General features: G+C 68.0%; 16 protein-coding genes. 11 read left to right on the top strand and 5 right to left on the bottom strand.

The genetic code is table 11. The features are described from left to right. The first annotated feature begins 65 nt into the window (after nucleotides 1–65). From DK26_RS26160 to DK26_RS26195, 9 genes are all read left to right on the top strand, one after another. Nucleotides 66–767 carry a DUF2161 family putative PD-(D/E)XK-type phosphodiesterase gene (locus DK26_RS26160; RefSeq protein ID WP_066479178.1) on the top strand — a complete coding sequence of 234 codons (702 nt, stop codon included), beginning with the start codon at nucleotides 66–68 and terminating at the stop codon, nucleotides 765–767. Between the two features lie 74 nt (nucleotides 768–841). Further along, a complete protein-coding gene (locus tag DK26_RS29200) occupies nucleotides 842–985 on the top strand; it encodes a hypothetical protein (RefSeq protein WP_157089857.1) in 144 nt (47 codons plus the stop codon). Between the two features lie 14 nt (nucleotides 986–999). Next, complete coding sequence (gene aztA / locus DK26_RS26165; RefSeq protein ID WP_066479181.1) at nucleotides 1,000–1,725, top strand: zinc ABC transporter ATP-binding protein AztA; 726 nt, start codon at nucleotides 1,000–1,002, stop codon at nucleotides 1,723–1,725. Nucleotides 1,726–1,941: 216 nt separating this feature from the next. Next, nucleotides 1,942–2,772: a metal ABC transporter permease gene (locus tag DK26_RS26170; RefSeq protein ID WP_066479604.1), complete on the top strand. Its 831-nt coding sequence runs from the start codon at nucleotides 1,942–1,944 to the stop codon at nucleotides 2,770–2,772. 36 nt (nucleotides 2,773–2,808) lie between these two features. After that, the gene (locus DK26_RS26175) at nucleotides 2,809–3,723 is read left to right on the top strand and encodes a metal ABC transporter substrate-binding protein (protein WP_066479184.1); all 915 of its coding nucleotides are present in this window, start codon (nucleotides 2,809–2,811) and stop codon (nucleotides 3,721–3,723) included. Nucleotides 3,724–3,906: 183 nt separating this feature from the next. Then, nucleotides 3,907–4,869: a GTP-binding protein gene (locus tag DK26_RS26180; RefSeq protein ID WP_066479185.1), complete on the top strand. Its 963-nt coding sequence runs from the start codon at nucleotides 3,907–3,909 to the stop codon at nucleotides 4,867–4,869. Between the two features lie 191 nt (nucleotides 4,870–5,060). After that, entirely contained in the window at nucleotides 5,061–6,068 is a 1,008-nt protein-coding gene (locus DK26_RS26185) for a hypothetical protein (RefSeq protein ID WP_066479186.1), read from the top strand. 5 nt (nucleotides 6,069–6,073) lie between these two features. Further along, nucleotides 6,074–6,343 carry a hypothetical protein gene (locus tag DK26_RS26190; protein ID WP_066479189.1) on the top strand — a complete coding sequence of 90 codons (270 nt, stop codon included), beginning with the start codon at nucleotides 6,074–6,076 and terminating at the stop codon, nucleotides 6,341–6,343. Nucleotides 6,344–6,427: 84 nt separating this feature from the next. Next, nucleotides 6,428–7,582, top strand: a complete 1,155-nt coding sequence (locus DK26_RS26195) for a winged helix DNA-binding domain-containing protein (protein WP_066479190.1) — start codon at nucleotides 6,428–6,430, stop codon at nucleotides 7,580–7,582. 16 nt (nucleotides 7,583–7,598) lie between these two features. On the opposite strand, the gene DK26_RS26200 is transcribed toward DK26_RS26195, so the two are convergent. The 3 genes from DK26_RS26200 to galE all read right to left on the bottom strand — a co-directional run bounded on the left by DK26_RS26200 (nucleotide 7,599) and on the right by galE (nucleotide 11,196). Beyond that, entirely contained in the window at nucleotides 7,599–8,810 is a 1,212-nt protein-coding gene (locus tag DK26_RS26200; RefSeq protein ID WP_066479191.1) for an SGNH family hydrolase, read from the bottom strand. A 64-nt stretch (nucleotides 8,811–8,874) separates the two neighbouring features. Then, complete coding sequence (locus tag DK26_RS26205) at nucleotides 8,875–10,113, bottom strand: lytic murein transglycosylase (RefSeq protein ID WP_083533615.1); 1,239 nt, start codon at nucleotides 10,111–10,113, stop codon at nucleotides 8,875–8,877. Between the two features lie 93 nt (nucleotides 10,114–10,206). After that, nucleotides 10,207–11,196: a UDP-glucose 4-epimerase GalE gene (gene galE, locus DK26_RS26210; RefSeq protein WP_066479192.1), complete on the bottom strand. Its 990-nt coding sequence runs from the start codon at nucleotides 11,194–11,196 to the stop codon at nucleotides 10,207–10,209. A 327-nt stretch (nucleotides 11,197–11,523) separates the two neighbouring features. On the opposite strand from galE, the gene DK26_RS26215 reads away from it, so the two are divergent. Continuing rightward, nucleotides 11,524–12,402: a UTP--glucose-1-phosphate uridylyltransferase gene (locus DK26_RS26215; protein WP_066479193.1), complete on the top strand. Its 879-nt coding sequence runs from the start codon at nucleotides 11,524–11,526 to the stop codon at nucleotides 12,400–12,402. Between the two features lie 118 nt (nucleotides 12,403–12,520). On the opposite strand, the gene DK26_RS26220 is transcribed toward DK26_RS26215, so the two are convergent. Beyond that, nucleotides 12,521–14,089 carry an outer membrane beta-barrel protein gene (locus DK26_RS26220; protein WP_066479194.1) on the bottom strand — a complete coding sequence of 523 codons (1,569 nt, stop codon included), beginning with the start codon at nucleotides 14,087–14,089 and terminating at the stop codon, nucleotides 12,521–12,523. A gap of 147 nt (nucleotides 14,090–14,236) precedes the next feature. Here DK26_RS26220 and DK26_RS26225 point away from each other — a divergent pair, with 147 nt between their 5' ends. Continuing rightward, complete coding sequence (locus DK26_RS26225; protein ID WP_066479196.1) at nucleotides 14,237–15,208, top strand: KpsF/GutQ family sugar-phosphate isomerase; 972 nt, start codon at nucleotides 14,237–14,239, stop codon at nucleotides 15,206–15,208. On the opposite strand, the gene DK26_RS26230 is transcribed toward DK26_RS26225, so the two are convergent. Continuing rightward, nucleotides 15,205–16,095 carry a LysR family transcriptional regulator gene (locus tag DK26_RS26230; RefSeq protein WP_066479199.1) on the bottom strand — a complete coding sequence of 297 codons (891 nt, stop codon included), beginning with the start codon at nucleotides 16,093–16,095 and terminating at the stop codon, nucleotides 15,205–15,207. The genes DK26_RS26225 and DK26_RS26230 overlap by 4 nt on opposite strands. Between the last annotated feature and the right edge of the window lie 21 nt (nucleotides 16,096–16,116).

The following is a 16,116-nucleotide window of genomic DNA, read 5'->3' on the forward strand; positions in this document are numbered from 1 at the left end:
GCGTTTGCCTCCCGGAAACCACTTTCAGGGCATATCGGCCCATCGGTCGGGCGGAAGGTGCTCTGGTGGAAACGTCGCTCTATCTCCCGGTCAAGCGCTTCCTCGAAGGGCTCGGCTACAGCGTGAAGGGCGAGGTCGGCAATTGCGACCTCGTCGCGCTCCATGGCGAGGATCCGCCGGTGGTGGTGATCGGCGAGCTGAAGCTCAGCTTCAATCTCGAACTGATCCTGCAGGGTGTCGACCGGATGAGCGCCGGCGACGAGATCTGGCTCGCGGCGCCGCTCTCGGCCCGGGGCAAGGGGCGCGAGAGCGACCCCCGTTATCGCAATCTTTGCCGGCGTCTCGGCTTCGGCCTGCTCGGGGTCGGCAAGATGGGCGAGGTCGCGGTGCTGGTCTCCCCGGTCGCGCCGACGCCGCGCAAGGATGCGCGCCGGCGCTCGCGGCTGGTCGACGAGCACCGGCGCCGCCAGGGCGACCCCGCTGCCGGCGGCAGCACCCGAACGCCGATCATGACCGCCTATCGCCAGCAGGCGCTCGCCTGCGCCGCGGCGATGACGGAAGAGCCGCGCCGGCCGCGCGACCTCAAGCCATCCTGTCCCGATGCGCAGAAGATCCTGCACCGGAACGTCTATGGCTGGTTCGAGCGGGCGGAGCGCGGCCTCTATGCGCTGACCCCGACGGGACGGACCGCGGTCGCGGCCTGGCTGGCACCGTCGGTCGCGATGGCCGTGGAGCCGGAGCGCGAGCCCGCCGAACCCGTCGCCTGAGGTCCTGTCGATGAGTTGGGGGCCGGCCTTCGGCGTGCTTGCCATCAGTCTGGCGTAACATTATATCATTCCTCATGGCCCGCGCGCATTCCCATCACCACCCTGTCTCGGAAAGTCCCGGCTGGTCGCTGCTGCGCCTGTCGGCGGCGGCCCGGCTCGGTCTGGCGTTCGCTGCGATCATGGTGCTCTGGGCGGCGACGCTCGCCGTCATCGCGTGAAGAGTAACGCTGTCATGCCCGCCATCCGTCTCACCGATCTGACGCTCGGCTACGACCGGCACCCGGCCGTCCATCACGTCTCGGGCGAGATCGCGCAGGGCAGCCTGACGGCGATCGTCGGCCCCAACGGCGCCGGCAAGTCGACCCTGCTCAAGGGCATTGCCGGGGCGCTCTCGCCGCTCGGCGGCGCGATCGCGCTGCAGAAGGGCCAGCGCCTCGCCTATCTGCCGCAATCGGCCGAGCTCGACCGGTCCTTCCCGATCCATGTCTATGATCTCGTCGCCATGGGGCTGTGGACCAGCGCCGGCATCTTTGGCCGCATCGGGCTCGGCCAGCGCAGCCGCATCGAGGCGGCAATCGCGGCCGTCGGTCTCACCGGCTTCGAGCGCCGGAGCATCGGCACCTTGTCGGGCGGTCAGATGCAGCGCGCCCTGTTCGCGCGGCTCCTGCTGCAGGATGCCGATCTGATCCTGCTCGACGAGCCCTTCACCGCGATCGATGCCCGCACCACCGCCGATCTGCTGGCGCTGGTGCAGCGCTGGCATGGCGAGAAGCGCACCGTCATCGCCGTTCTCCACGACATCGAGACGGTGAAGCGCGCCTTCCCGCAGACGCTGCTGCTGGCGCGCGAGACGGTCGCCTGGGGCGAGACCGGCGAGGTCCTGACCGCCGGCAACCTGCTCAAGGCCCGCCATATGGTCGAGGCCTTCGACAGCCACGCGCCGGCCTGCGCGGCGTGACGCCGCCTGATGCCGGAATAGACAACCACAGTTCCTCATCCTGAGGAGCCGCGACAGCGGTGTCTCGAAGGATGCTCCAGCGCGCGCTGAAGCATCCTTCGAGATGCGATCCTTTGGATCGCTCCTCAGGAAGAGGGCCGAATTTGCCCTAGGCTGAGAGAAGCCACGCACGTGCTCTACGACCTCCTGATCGGCCCCTTCGCCGAGTTCGACTTCATGCGCCGGGCGCTGGTCGGCATTGTCGCGCTCTCGCTTTCGGGGGCGCCGGTCGGCGTCTTCCTGATGCTACGCCGAATGAGCCTGACCGGCGACGCCATGGCCCATGCGATCCTGCCGGGCGCGGCGCTCGGCTATCTCGTCGCCGGCTTCTCGCTGCCGGCGATGACGCTGGGCGGGCTCGCGGCCGGGTTTGCGGTGGCGCTCGCCGCCGGTGCCGTGGCGCGCCTGACGGTGCTGAAGGAAGATGCCTCGCTCGCCGCCTTCTACCTGATCTCGCTGGCGCTCGGCGTCACGCTGGTCTCGCTGCGCGGCTCGGCCGTCGATCTCTTCCATGTCCTGTTCGGCAATGTGCTGGCGCTCGACGATGAGGTGCTGCTGCTCCTCGCCTCGGTCGCCAGTATCACGCTCGCGACCTTGGCGCTGGTCTATAGGCCGCTGGTGATGGAATGCGTCGATCCCGGCTTCCTGCGCTCGGTCAGCCGCTCGGGCGGCTTCGTGCATCTCACGTTCCTCGGCCTCGTCGTGCTCAACCTCGTCGCGGGCTTCCACGCGCTCGGCACCTTGCTCGCGGTCGGGCTGATGATGCTGCCGGCGGCCGCGGCGCGGTTCTGGACGGCCGACATCACCCGGCTGATCCTCACCGCCTGCGGTTTCGGCATTTTCTCCGGCTATGCCGGGCTGGTGGCGTCCTATGCCGCTGGCAGCAATCTGCCGGCGGGACCGGCGGTCATTCTCGCGGCCGGAGCGCTCTATCTCGGTTCGCTGCTGTTCGGCTCGCAGGGCGGTCTCATGCGACGGCTCTTGCCTCGGGCCCATCTCCAGCGCTAGTTATGTTATACTGTTTCATATAGCGCGAGAACCACCATGCTGAACCGCCGCTCCGTCCTTCTTGGCCTAGCCGCCGGCATTGCCCTGCCGCTTCCGGCGCTCGCCCAGGAGAAACTGCCGGTCGTCGCGAGCTTCTCGATCCTCGGTGATTTCGTGCGAGAGGTCGGCGGCGAGCGGGTCGCGGTGACGCTGCTCGTCGGGCCCGATGGCGACGCCCATGTCTATTCGCCGAGCCCGGCCGACGCCAAGACGGTGGCGGCGGCGAAGCTCATCGTCGTCAACGGGCTGAAGTTCGAGGGCTGGCTGACGCGGCTGGTGCGCTCATCCGGCACCAAGGCGACGGTCGCGACGGCGACGACCGGCATCGAACCGCTCAAGATGGCCGACGACCACGGCCATGGTCACGCCCATGGCGGCGAGGATCCGCATGCCTGGCAGAGCATCGCCAATGCAAGGCTCTATGTCGGAAATGTCCGCGATGCGCTGGTAGCGGCCGATCCGGCCGGCAAAGCGACTTACGAGGCCAACGCCACGGCGTATCTGGCGAAGCTCGATACGCTGGAAGGCGAGATCAAGGCCGCCGTCGCCCGGATTCCGGCCGACCGGCGCAGGGCGATCACCTCACATGACGCCTTCGCCTATTTCGCGAAGGCCTACGGCATCGCCTTCGTCGCGCCACAGGGCGTCTCGACCGAAGCTGAGGCCTCCGCCCGCGATGTCGGGCGGATCATCCGGCAGGTGAAGGCGCAGAAAGTGCCGGCGGTGTTCCTCGAAAACATCAGCAATCCGCGCCTCGCCGAGCAGATCGCGCGCGAAAGCGGCGCCAGGATCGGCGGGCGGCTCTATTCGGACGCGCTCTCGGGCAGCGATGGTCCCGCCGGGACTTACATCGCGATGATGAAACACAATATAAGCGTGATCGAAAAGGCGCTCGCCGCCGGCCCGGCCTAGTCGTCGGCCCTCACCTCCAGCCCTCATCCTGAGGAGCCGCGCGAGCGGTGTCTCGAAGGATGATCCCGAGTATGCTGGAAGCATCCTTCGAGAGGCGGGCCTTGCTCGCTCCTCAGGATGAGGGCCGAGGATGAAGACCGAAGTCGGGTGCTTGCCCGCCTGTCAAAGAATCAGGATCGACCCATGTCCGAAAAGATTCCCGTCACGGTGCTCACCGGCTATCTCGGCGCTGGCAAGACCACGCTCCTTAACCGCATCCTCACCGAGGACCACGGCAAGAAGTTCGCTGTGATCGTCAACGAGTTCGGCGAGGCCGGCATCGATGGCGACCTCGTCGTCGGCGCCGACGAGGAAGTGTTCGAGATGAACAATGGCTGCATCTGCTGCACGGTGCGCGGCGACCTGATCCGCATCCTCGACGGCTTGATGAAGCGGAAGGGCAAGTTCGACGCGATCATCGTCGAGACCACCGGCCTCGCCGATCCCGCCCCGGTCGCCCAGACCTTCTTCGTCGACCAGGATGTTGGCGACGCCACCAAGCTCGACGCGGTCGTGACCGTGACCGATGCCAAGTGGCTGAAGGACCGGCTCAAGGATGCGCCGGAGGCGAAGAACCAGATCGCCTTCGCCGACGTCATCATTCTCAACAAGACCGATCTCGTCACCGAGGCGGAACTGGCCGATGTCGAGAGCGCGATCCGCGCGATCAACCCCTATGCCAAGCTGCACAAGACCACGCGCTGCGAACTGCCGATCGAAAACCTGCTCGACCGCAACGCCTTCGATCTCGATCGCATTCTCGACATCGAGCCGGACTTCCTCGAGGCGGGACACCATCACCATCATGCGGACGACGTCCGCTCCATGTCCTTCACCATTCCCGGCGATGTCGACCCCGACAAGTTCATGCCGTGGATCAACGATCTCAGCCAGGCGCAGGGGCCGAACATCCTGCGCTCCAAGGGCATCCTCGCCTTCAAGGGCGAGCCGCGGCGCTTCGTCTTCCAGGGCGTGCACATGATCCTCGACGGTGACCTGCAGCGCGACTGGAAGGAGGGCGAGGCTCGGCAGTCGCGGCTGGTCTTCATCGGTCGCGATCTCGACGAGAAGGCGCTGCGCGAGGGATTTCTGGCCTGCGCGGCCTGAACACCTCCGTCATTCCAGGGCAGGCCGCAGGCCTGAGCCCGGAACCCAGAGCCGATGCCATATCCGGCGATGCTCGCGGACGCCGAACCTTTGCGGAAACCGCGATTGGTTCTGGGTTCCGGGCTCGCCGCTTCGCGGCGCCCCGGAATGACGGCGTCGCGCACTATTCTCTTCTTTGCTAAAGCCACTGCATGGACACCATCAGCAAACCCGTCTCGCTGCGCGAGCATGTCGTTCCCGTCGAAGCCGGCGAGCATGTCGTCGCCGTCGCCTGGCTGAAGCAGACCCTGGCTCTGGCGCTCTCTGACGGGCGCGTGCTGCGTTGGCGCGACGGCGCGGTCGAGAGTGTCACGGCGCATCGCGGCGGCATCCTCAGCGCCTGCTCGGACGCAGAGCGCCTGATCAGCGGCGGTGACGATGGCCGCGTGGTCGCGACATCAGCCGAAGGCGAGCCGACGGAACTCGCCGCCGATCCGAAGCGGCGCTGGGTCGACGCGGTGACGTTGTCGAGCTCCGGCAGCATCGCCTGGAATGTCGGCCGCTCGGTCCATGCCCGCGACGACAAGGGCAAGGTCAAGTCGCTCGACGTCGCCTCGACGCCGCAAGGCGTGGTCTTCGCGCCGAAGGGCTACCGGCTCGCCATCGCCCAGATGAACGGGGTGTCGCTCTGGTATCCGAACACCGAGGCGAAGCCGGAATTCCTGGAATGGAAGGGCTCGCATCTCGACGTCACCTGGTCGCCGGACGGGCGCTTCGTCGTCACCTCGATGCAGGAGAATGCCCTGCATGGCTGGCGGCTCGGCGACAAGCCGACCCATATGCGGATGACCGGTTACCCGGCCAAACCGCGATCGCTGTCCTGGTCGCATGACGGGCTCTGGCTCGCCTCTAGCGGGGCGGATGCCGCGATCGTCTGGCCCTTCCAGGGCGAAGGGCCGACCGGCAAGGCGCCGCGCGAATGCGGGGCCCGCCATGCCAAGGTGACCCGGGTCGCCTTCCATCCGAAGGCGCTGGTGCTCGCCGTCGGTTATGACGATGGCTGCATCCTGATGATCCGCTTGGTCGACGGTTCGGAGCTGCTGGTTCGCGCGGCCCAGCGCGGCAGCGGCATCACCGCCTTTGCCTGGGACAAGCTCGGCAAGCGGCTCGCCTTCGGCGCCGAGGACGGGGCTGCCGGCGTCCTGACCCTGCCGGGCTGAGCGCGATGCGCTTCGGCCTGTTCTGCAGAGGCAAGCGCGAGGCTGGCGGCACAGACGCCGCGGCCGAAGTGAAGCGACAGGTGCGCGCGCTGCTCGCCCTGCCGGAGAATGCGGTGATCGCCGTCAACGAGATCCTCTGCGCCGATCCGGCCTGCCCGGGGACGGAGACGGTGATCCTCGTGATGAATCCCGGCGAGAAGACCAGGGCCTACAAGGTGCAGAGCGCCCTGGCCGAGCTGACGCTCGAGACGCTCGCCGCGGCGCTGGCGCCCTGACGCGGCTCGCCGCCGACATGGACTGTCAGGAGCGGCGCACCGGCCGCCTTAACCTTCCTGGACAGCCTCGCTAGCTTGCGTCGAATGGCGACTCGACCACGAAAAATCCCAGAACTCAGCAAGGCTGAGGCCCGCAGCATCTGGCTCAGGGCCCAGCGCCTCGACAGGGCAGAGCCCTTCGGTGCCGGTCCTGCGGCGACGGAGGCCACAGTCGCGCATCTCGGCTATGTCCAGATCGACACGATCAACGTGATCGAGCGCTGCCATCACCACATCCTCTACAGCCGGATTCCGGACTATCGCCGGGCCGACCTCGTGCAGGCGCAGTCGCAGGACAGATCGGTGTTCGAGTACTGGACCCATGCGCTGTCCTATGTACCGGCCGCCGATATCCGCTATTTCCTGCCGGCGATGAAGGCGCACAGGGCCGAACCGAAGCGCTGGTCCTCGGTCGGCGGAAGTGAGGAAGCCCGCAAGCTGCTCGCCCGCATCCGCAAGGAGGGTGCGCTCACCATCCGCGACATCGACACCGACGTCCTCGTCGAGAAGACGCATCTCTGGGCGAGCAAGAAGCCCTCGAAGGGCCTGCTGGAGCGGGCCTTCTACGACGGAGAGCTCGTCATCTCGGCCCGTGCCGGCATGCTCAAGACCTATGAGTTGGTGGACCGGCATTTCGGCTGGGACAAGCGGCCGACGCCGGCCTCGGAACGGCAGGTCGTTGCCTACAAGCTCGATCGGGCCCTGCGCGCGCAGGGCGTCGTCAGCCTCGATTCGATCTGCCATCTCGACGCGCCCAGCAAGAAGGCCGTGGCCGAACTCATCGCCGCCAGGGTGAAGCGCAAGCAATTGGTCGAGGTCACGATCGAGGGGGCTTCGACGTCGCCGCATTGGGCGACGCCGGATGCTTTGAAGCCGGGCGCGCCTGCGGGCGACGAACTCGTCCACATCCTGTCGCCTTTTGATCCGCTGATCATCCAGCGCAAGCGGCTGAAGCTGTTCTTCGGCTACGACCACCTGTTCGAGGCCTATCTGCCGAAGGAGAAGCGCGTTTTCGGCTATTTCGGCCTGCCGGTGCTGGTGGGGGACCGGGTCGTGGCCGTCGCCGACCTCAAGGCTGACCGGGCCGGGCGCAAGCTCTTGATCCAGCAATGGACCTGGCTCGAGCCGATGCCATCGGCGGAGCTGCGCCAGCGCGTCGACGCGGAGATGGAGCGGTTCGAGCGTTTCCAGCTCGGCTGAAGCCCCAGAGGGCGGCTCAGTTCGGCCTCGGCCAGCGGAAATCATCGGCCCGACCCGGTTTCGGCTCGGGCGCGACGCCGTCGCCGAAAATGCGGTCGAGCTGGGTCGCGGTGTCGCCGCGGCCGCGCGCGTCCTGGATCGAGGCCAGGAGTGCGGTCTCGCCGGCCGCCGGCGCGGCCCCGGTCAACGGCAGGATCGGGCCCGCGAGCGGCCTGACGGGGATGACAGGGACGAAGGTGAGGTCATCCGTCCGGCCGCTGACCATGCGGTCGATCAGCCGCTCGATGGCGCCCGGCTGTGGCTCCGGCGCCGATGGATCGGCTGCGCCGGGATCAGCAGGCAGGGCGATGACGTTCTCGCTGGGCGTGCGGTCGAGGATGCGCCGAATGAGGACGTCGACGAAATGGGCGGCCTTGCGGGCGCCGGCCTTGGTGAAGTGGACGCCGTCGCCGAGGCGCAGCCTGGTGGTCTGGCCGTCGACGTCGGGCCCCATCGCGCTGTAGCGGTTTTCGGCGTCGAGATAGGGGGTCCAGAGATCGACGAATTGCCCGCCTGAGGCCTCGACGCCCTTGCGGAAGACGTCGTTCAGCACGGTGAGATCGGTCGAGAGCCGGGTATTCTGCATTGGCGGGGCACCGGCCCAGATCAGCGGCACCCGCCTTGCCGCGAAGGCTGCCGTAACCGCCTCGACGCGGGAGCGGTAGATCTGCAGCCAACGCTCGCTCAGCGGCTCATGCGTGACCTCGCCCTCGCGGATCGCCTGGCGATCGTTGGGGCCGAGCGAGATCACGCCGACCATGATCTTGGGGTCGGCGGCGAGCAGCTCCACCACCGCCTTCGGCCAGTCGTAGAAATCGGTGCGCACCAGGCCGCTATCGGCCTTGGCCTTGCGCTGCACGGCGACGTCGGCGCGGTCGTTCAGGCTATCGGCCAGGCCGATCGCGATCTGGTCGCCGAGCGTGTCGCCGACGACGAGGACATGGTGGTTGACGTCCACCTTGGGGATGACGGGATCGTCGCGGACCATCTGGGGCGGCCGGCGCCGGGTCTGCTGCGGCGCCGGCCGGATACGCTGCCGCGGCTGGACCACGGGTCGCTCAGGCACCTGCCAGAACAGGTTGAAAAGGCTGCGGCGCTGGGGTTCGCCCTGGGCGAAGGTCGAGGGGCCGCCGGTGAGCAGCAGGAGCGCGGAGGCCGCGAGGATCACGGCGAAGGAGCGTAGACGCATCGCTCGGCTACCCGGCGTCGGTCAGTCCGACCACCCTTTCCCATAGCAGAAGCCGGGTCGGAAGTCAGCGCGCGGCCTTCATCCGGGCGAGCAGCGCCGGCGTCGGCCAGCCATCGGCGAGCATGCCGGCGCGCTGCTGGTACTGGCGTACGGCGTCGCGGGTGCCAGTGCCGATCCGGCCATCGGCGTCATGTGAATAGAGGCCGAGGCTCTTCAGCCGGCGCTGGACGTCGGTCACGCCGTTCTTGTCGAGCCGCGGCGCCTTGACCGGCCATTCGCCCTGCAGCGCCGGGCGACCGGCGATTCGGTCGCCGAGATGGCCGACGGCGAGCGCATATGCGTCGGAGGAATTGTACTTCTTGATGACGTCGAAATTCGCCGTCAGCAGCAGGGCCGGGCCGGTATGCCCCGCCGGATAGAACAGCCTTGCCTCGCCCGAAGACGGCAGCGAACCGCCATCGGCGCGGCGCAGGCCGGCCGAGCGGAAGCTCGAGAAGCTGGCGCGGTAGAGATTGTGGTCGAAGCCCTCGGGCACCACGACCTCGATGCCCCAGGGCAGGCCGGGCACCCAGCCGAAGCTCTTCAGGTAGTTGGCGGTCGAGGCGATGGCATCGCTGGTCGAGGTCCAGATGTCGGCATGGCCGTCACCGGTCTGGTCGACGGCATATTTCATGTAGCTCGATGGCATGAACTGGGTGTGGCCCATGGCGCCGGCCCAGGAGCCGCGCAATTCGCCACGCTCGGCATAGCCCTTCTCGATCAGCTCCAGCGCGGTGAGCAGCTCGTCGCGGAAGAAGTCGCCGCGATAGCGGATGTTGGCGAGGGTCGCGAGCGAGCGGATGACGTCCTTGTCGCCCTTGAACGAGCCGTAATTGGTCTCCATCCCCCAGATGCCGAGGATGATCTCCTTGGGCACGCCATAGCGGGACTCGGCCTGGGCCAGCACGCCGGCATGGGCGGCGAGCATTTCGCGGCCGCGCGAGATCCGGGCGCCGCCGACGGCGCTGTTGAGATAGCTCCAGATCGGCGCGACGAATTCCGACTGCTTGCGGGTCAGGGCGATGATGGAAGGGTCGGGCACGACGCCCTGGAAGGCGATGTCGAAGGTCTTTCGCGAGATGCCGCGGGCCTGCGCCAGCGGCCAGAGGGTCTTCAGGAAGCCGTCGAAGCCGGCGTTCGCCGCCGGCCGTGGCGCCGGCTTCGGAGCCTGGGCGCGGGCCGGGTTGATCGACCCCGTCGTCTGCGCGAGGGCGGGGCCGAGGCCGAGCATGGCTGCGATGGCGAAGGCGGAAAGGCGGCGCATGTCGGTTCCCTGGCACGGTCGCTGGACGGGCTTTCCCGACACAGCGCCTGAACGAGGTTAACCATAGGTTAAGGCCGCGGAAAATCCCGGGCGTCAGCTCGCATTGCGCTTGCGCAGGCTCTCCTCCCAGGCGAGCGCCTGGGTGACGATCTCCTCGAGATCATCGTGCTGCGGCTGCCAGCCGAGCTCGCTGCGGATCCGATCAGCCCCGGCGACCAGCGAGGCCGGGTCGCCGGCGCGGCGCGGCGAGAGCTTGACCGGGAAGTCGACGCCCGAGACCTTTTTCACCACCTCGACCACCTGCTTCACCGAATAGCCGCGGCCATAGCCGCAGTTCAGCGTCAGGCTGTCACCGCCGGCGCGCAAGTGGTCGAGCGCCGCCAGATGAGCGCGGGCGAGGTCGGTGACGTGGATGTAGTCGCGCACGCAGGTGCCGTCCGGCGTCGGGTAGTCGGTGCCGAAGATTTCGAGCCCGGCGCGCTGGCCGAGCGCGGCCTGGCTCGCGACCTTGATCAGATGGGTGGCACCGGCCGAGGACTGGCCGGCGCGGCCGCGCGGATCGGCGCCGGCGACGTTGAAATAGCGCAGGGCGACATAGCTCAGGCCATGGGCTCTGGCGGTGTCAGCGAGCATCCATTCGCTCATCAGCTTGGAGCGGCCATAGGGGTTGATCGGGTTAAGCGCGATCTCCTCCGGCACCGGCGAGACCGGCGGCTCGCCATAGACGGCGGCAGTCGAGGAGAAGATCACGTGCCTGACGCCGGCCCGCACCGCGCTCTCCAGCAGGGTCCGGGTCTTCACGGTGTTGTTAAGGTAGTAGCCGAGCGGGTCGGAGACCGAATCGGGCACGACGATCCTGGCGGCGAAATGGGCGATCTCGGTGATGCCGTGTTCGGCGATGGTGCGCTCGACCAGCGCCTGATCGCCCATGTCGCCCTTGACGAAAATCGCTTCCGGCGGCACCGCCCACCAGAAACCGGTGGAGAGATCGTCGAGGACCACGACCTTCTCGCCGCGGTCGAGCAGCTCCAGCACCATATGGCTGCCGATATAGCCGGCACCGCCCGAAACCAGAATCGCCATCATCGTCTCCTTGTCATACCGGCAGCATAGAACGCGATTGCGTGCGCCCGGACTAGCCCATCCGCCGTCATCGGCACGAGAGGGGCGAATCACTGGCAAGAGAGCGCGCAAAAGCGACGATCCGGCGACGGCCTGTCGACGTTCTTCGTGCGAGGATATTGACGTTCCGGCAAGGCGCTATTGGTATTGATCGTTCGGGGGCGGCCCGTCTTTTTGCCAGAATTGGACGACAGCCTTCCGAAGCCGGCGTTGAATGGGGCGAAGCCGGTTTCCCAAAGCCCTCCGATCTAGCAGGCGCGCGCTCCCTGGCGCGCGAGATGGATGCGCATGAGCAAGAAGATCCGCAAGGCGGTGTTTCCGGTCGCAGGGCTGGGCACGCGTTTCCTCCCCGCCACCAAGGCGATCCCGAAGGAGATGCTGACCATTGTCGACCGTCCGGTCGTCCAGCATGTGGTCGACGAGGCGCGCGCGGCGGGCATCGAGCATTTCGTCTTCGTCACTGGTCGCAACAAGGGCGTGATCGAGGACCATTTCGACATGGCCTACGAGCTCGACGACACGCTCGCCAAGCGCGGCAAACTCAAGGAGCTCGAGGCGCTGAAGCAGGATCTGCCGGCGGCCGGCGCGGCGAGCTTCACGCGCCAGCAGGGCCCGCTCGGCCTCGGCCACGCCGTCTGGTGCGCCCGCGACATTATCGGCGACGAGCCCTTCGCGCTGCTCCTGCCCGACATGCTGCACCATACCCGCGGCAAGGGTTGCCTCGCCGAGATGATCGAGGCCCATGCCGAGCATGGCGGCAACCATATCGCGGTCGCGCCGGTGCCGGAGGACCAGACCCATCAATACGGCATTGTCGGCGTGCACGACGCCAAGGCCAAGGTCTCGCAGATTACCGGCATGGTCGAGAAGCCGCCCAAGGGCACGGCGCCGTCGAACCTGCACATCACCGGGCGCTACATCCTGCAGCCGACGATCTTCGACCTGCTCGCCAGGCAGGAGAAGGGCGCCGGCGGCGAGATCCAGCTGACCGATTCGATGATCGCTTTGGCCGAGCGCGAGAAATTCTTCGCAGTGCGCTTCGATGGCGACATCTACGATACCGGCTCGAAGATCGGCTTCCTTGCCGCCAACCTCGCCTATGCACTGGACCGCGGCGATCTCGGCCCGCAACTGCGGGAGGAGATCGGGCGTCTGCTGAAGCGGTAGTGCCAAGTTCGGCCGTCATGCTCGGGCTTGGCCCGAGCATCTCTTGCAGGACGGTCTCGTTCTAAAAGGCCTGAGATTCCCGGGTTTGCGCTGCGCTTAGCCCGGGAATGACGCGCTGTCAGAACTGCATCCTGAGGCCGACCAGCGAGACATTGGCGGTGTAGTCCGAGCCCGGCTGGGTCGAGTTCAGACGCTCATGGGTGAAGCTGGCGCGGACCGAGAAGGTGCGGGTCAGCCTGTAGTCGAGCCGCGCGCCGATGGTGGAGAGGTCCTCGCGCAGGCCCTGCCCCTCATAATCGGTGCGCTGGAAAGTGGTGAAGCCGGTGACGGTGAGGTTGCGCCGCAGCGCATGCGCTATTTCCAGACTGACGCGCCGTGCCGTGGTGCCGCTCGAGCCGGCGATGGTGGTGTCGCCGAGCTCGGCAGTGCCGCGCAAGGTCACGGTGGTCAACGGCGTCGGCGTCCATAGGATCGCGGCGTCGCCGACCATGCCGCGCAGGTTCTTGAGGCGCGCATCCTCGTATTTGCGATCCTGATAGCCGGCCGAGATTTCGCCGGTGAGCATGCGGCTGATCTCGAAGGTCGAGCCGAGCCGGGCGGTATAGCCGTCGGAGGAGCGCATATAGCCGCTCGAATCGACCTTCTCGTCGAATTGCCTGGTGTCGACCTCGGCCTGGAGGAAGGGTCGGAAGCCCGGCGTCACCTCATAGGCGGCGCGCAGCCGCAGACTGTACTGCGTCTGGTTGCGATCGGCCTGGCTGAGTGTGCGGCCGTTGGTGAGCTCGGCATTCTCGTAGTCCTGGCGGTCGATCGAGCCGCGCAAGGTGAGCTGCAGCCGGTTGATGTCGTGGGTGACGCCGGCAGAGCCGCCATAGGCCCAGGTGATCGGCCGGCCCTTCACGGCGGCGGTGAGATCTGGCGAGCCCGGGCGCTGGGTATCGAGCACCAGGCGGGATTCGAGCAGGATGCGGGTGTCGCGCGTCGCGTCGAGGCGCAGCGACATGTTGCCCTGGGCATCCGGGCGCGAGGCGCTGTCGTCGCGGAAATAGTGGCTGTAGCCGCCGCGCAGCGAACCGGCCAGCTCGTGCACGTTCCAGTTTGACTGGATGCCGAGCTCGCCCTCGGTGCGGCTGAAGGCCGAGCCCTTGCTCGGGCCTGGGACGCGCGAGGGATTGGTGTCGTAGCCGATCGATTCGGAGATGGCGGGGCGCAAGGTGACGGCGCCGAGCCGTATGCCGAGCGGTGCATAGGGGTCTTCCTCCGGGCCCCGGCGGCGCGGCGGAGGAGGCGCGGCGGCCGGCACCGGCGGCAGTCCGGTGACGACGGGCTGCGGCGCGCGGAACTGGCGCTGGGTGACGCCGCGTAGGGCCGGCGACTGGACCGGCCGGGCCGCGCGCGGCGGTTGGCGCTGCGAGATCGTGCCTTGCTGGCGCTGGACCAGTGCGGCGGGATCGCTGATCGCTTCGGGCGCGGCAGAGACCGGGCCAGCACCGATCTCGGCGTTTTCCGGCGCGCGTTGCTGCGCGACATATTGCGGCGTGCCGGTGCGCAGGCCGGATGAACGCGCCCGCGGCGCCGGCTCGTCCAGCGCCTGCGCCAGGCCGTGCCGCGGCCAGGCCAGCAGCCCGGCGACGCCGCAACAGCTCGCGACGCCGGCAAGCCAGCAGATCTTGGCGAAACGGGTCACGGGCAGGCCGAGGCTCCGGCATAAACAGGACGAGGCGCACCGGGATGGCGCGCATGGTTAACGGAGTTAGAACGAAGAGGGTTAATGGCCCGTCAACGCGGGCGGGGTGGTGGCCAGCCGACGGCTCGTCGTGGTAGAGCCCGCCGCATGACCGCGACCATCAGCGCTTCCGCCCTCCGCACCATCGCCACCGAACGCGCCGGCCTCGATGCGCTCCATTCCGCCATCGGCAACGGGCTTTCTGCGCCCTTCGCCGCTGCCGTCGAGATGATCCGCGCCGCTGCCGGCCGCGTCGTGGTCACCGGCATGGGCAAGTCCGGCCATGTCGGGCGCAAGATCGCCGCGACGCTGGCCTCGACCGGGACGCCCTCGCATTTCGTCCATCCGGCCGAGGCCAGCCATGGCGATCTCGGCATGGTCCAGCCCGAGGACGTCGTCGTCGCGCTGTCCTGGTCCGGCGAGGCGGCCGAGCTCTCGGCGATCGTCGCCTATACGCGCCGCTTCCGGGTCGGGCTGATCGCGATCACCGCCAATGCCGACAGCGCGCTCGGGCGCGAGGCCGATGTCGCGCTCGTCCTGCCCAAGGCGGAGGAGGCCTGTCCGAACGGGCTTGCGCCGACGACCTCGACGACCATGCAGATGGCGCTCGGCGACGCGCTCGCGGTCGCGCTGCTCGAGGCGCGCGGCTTCTCGCGCCAGGACTTCTATGTCTACCACCCCGGTGGCAAGCTCGGCGCGCAGCTCAAGACCGTCGCCAGCATCATGCATCGGGGCGAGCGCCTGCCGATCGTCGGCGCGACGGCGGCGATGGCCGATGTGGTCGAGATGATCTCCGCCAAGAGCTTTGGCTGCGCCATCGTCATCGACCCCGACGGCAAGCTCGCCGGGATCGTCACCGACGGTGACCTGCGCCGCAAGCTTGGCGCGGGCTGGGGCGGGCGGCTGGCGCGCGATGTGATGACGGCGAACCCGCGCCGGATCGCGCCGGACGCACTGGCGGCCGAGGCGCTGGAAATGGTCAACCGGATGCGGGTGACAGCGCTGATCGTGGCGGATGCGGACGAGCGCCCTGTCGGCCTCGTGCATGTGCACGATTTGCTGAATCTCGGCGTCGCCTAAGGCTCATCGCGGGACGGGTCTTCCCGCAGGGCCCGACGCAGTGCCTTGCCGGCGAAGGCCATGAAGGCCCTGACCTTGGCGGCGTAGCGCAGATCCGGGTGGGTCAGCAGCCAGATTTGCGAACGCAGCTCCGGCACTGGCGGGCTCATCCGTGCAAGTCCGAAGAGCGGATCATCGCCGAGATAGGTTGGCAGCAGCGCATAGGCCCCTGACCGCGCCGCGAGCGCGGCACCGAGCATCAGATTGACCGAGGCGATGCGCGCCGCCTGCGGGACATGCACGTCGAGCCAGCGCGCCGCCGGGGTCTGGGCGATCTCGCCGGAGAGGCCGATCCAGCCATTGGCGGCGACGAGCGTGGCGAGGCTCGCCTGTCCCGCGGCTGCCCCGCCTGCATAGATGGCATAGTCGAAGCCGCCGAGCCTGCTGCCGATCAGAGTCTCGGGCGGGGTGCGGGTGGGCCGGATAGCGATCTCGGCCTCGTTGCGCCGCATGTCCGCCATGGCGCTGGACACATCGAGCCGCAGCTCCAGCCTTGGGTGCAGGCGGCCGAAAGCGGCGGCGATCGGCATCACCAGGGCCTGCAATGTGTCGGTCGTCGTCACGATAAGAGGCCCGGTGAGGCGGGCATCGCGCCCGGCGACGGCACGATTGAGAGCGTCGAGCCGCTCCGCGATCGCCTTGGCCTCGCCGACGATCTCCTCGGCGAGCCCGGTCGGCGCCTGGCGGCCGTCGATCCTCTCGAAAAGCTTGCCGCCGAGCCGGTGCTCGAGCGCCTCCAGCCGGCGATAGACCGTCGCCGGATGCGCCTGCAGCGCCTCGGCTGCCGGCTTCATGCGCCCGGTACGGGCGATTGCGAGGACCAGGGCAAGGTCGTCATGGGTCAGCATGCTTCGCATTCATGCGAATCG

The sequence above is a fragment of the Allobosea sp. WAO genome (genome assembly GCF_001509835.1).
GTDB lineage: Bacteria > Pseudomonadota > Alphaproteobacteria > Rhizobiales > Beijerinckiaceae > Allobosea.

What these genes read in the sequence shown, in the direction of transcription:
- DK26_RS29200 (WP_157089857.1), top strand. Translation starts at nt 842, where the DNA reads ATGGCCCGCGCGCATTCCCATCACCACCCTGTCTCGGAAAGTCCCGGC.
- aztA (WP_066479181.1), top strand. Translation starts at nt 1,000, where the DNA reads ATGCCCGCCATCCGTCTCACCGATCTGACGCTCGGCTACGACCGGCAC.
- DK26_RS26170 (WP_066479604.1), top strand. Translation starts at nt 1,942, where the DNA reads ATGCGCCGGGCGCTGGTCGGCATTGTCGCGCTCTCGCTTTCGGGGGCG.
- DK26_RS26175 (WP_066479184.1), top strand. Translation starts at nt 2,809, where the DNA reads ATGCTGAACCGCCGCTCCGTCCTTCTTGGCCTAGCCGCCGGCATTGCC.
- DK26_RS26180 (WP_066479185.1), top strand. Translation starts at nt 3,907, where the DNA reads ATGTCCGAAAAGATTCCCGTCACGGTGCTCACCGGCTATCTCGGCGCT.
- DK26_RS26185 (WP_066479186.1), top strand. Translation starts at nt 5,061, where the DNA reads ATGGACACCATCAGCAAACCCGTCTCGCTGCGCGAGCATGTCGTTCCC.
- DK26_RS26190 (WP_066479189.1), top strand. Translation starts at nt 6,074, where the DNA reads ATGCGCTTCGGCCTGTTCTGCAGAGGCAAGCGCGAGGCTGGCGGCACA.
- DK26_RS26195 (WP_066479190.1), top strand. Translation starts at nt 6,428, where the DNA reads ATGGCGACTCGACCACGAAAAATCCCAGAACTCAGCAAGGCTGAGGCC.
- DK26_RS26200 (WP_066479191.1), bottom strand. Translation starts at nt 8,810, where the DNA reads ATGCGTCTACGCTCCTTCGCCGTGATCCTCGCGGCCTCCGCGCTCCTG.
- DK26_RS26205 (WP_083533615.1), bottom strand. Translation starts at nt 10,113, where the DNA reads ATGCGCCGCCTTTCCGCCTTCGCCATCGCAGCCATGCTCGGCCTCGGC.
- galE (WP_066479192.1), bottom strand. Translation starts at nt 11,196, where the DNA reads ATGGCGATTCTGGTTTCGGGCGGTGCCGGCTATATCGGCAGCCATATG.
- DK26_RS26215 (WP_066479193.1), top strand. Translation starts at nt 11,524, where the DNA reads ATGAGCAAGAAGATCCGCAAGGCGGTGTTTCCGGTCGCAGGGCTGGGC.
- DK26_RS26225 (WP_066479196.1), top strand. Translation starts at nt 14,237, where the DNA reads ATGACCGCGACCATCAGCGCTTCCGCCCTCCGCACCATCGCCACCGAA.
- DK26_RS26230 (WP_066479199.1), bottom strand. Translation starts at nt 16,095, where the DNA reads ATGCTGACCCATGACGACCTTGCCCTGGTCCTCGCAATCGCCCGTACC.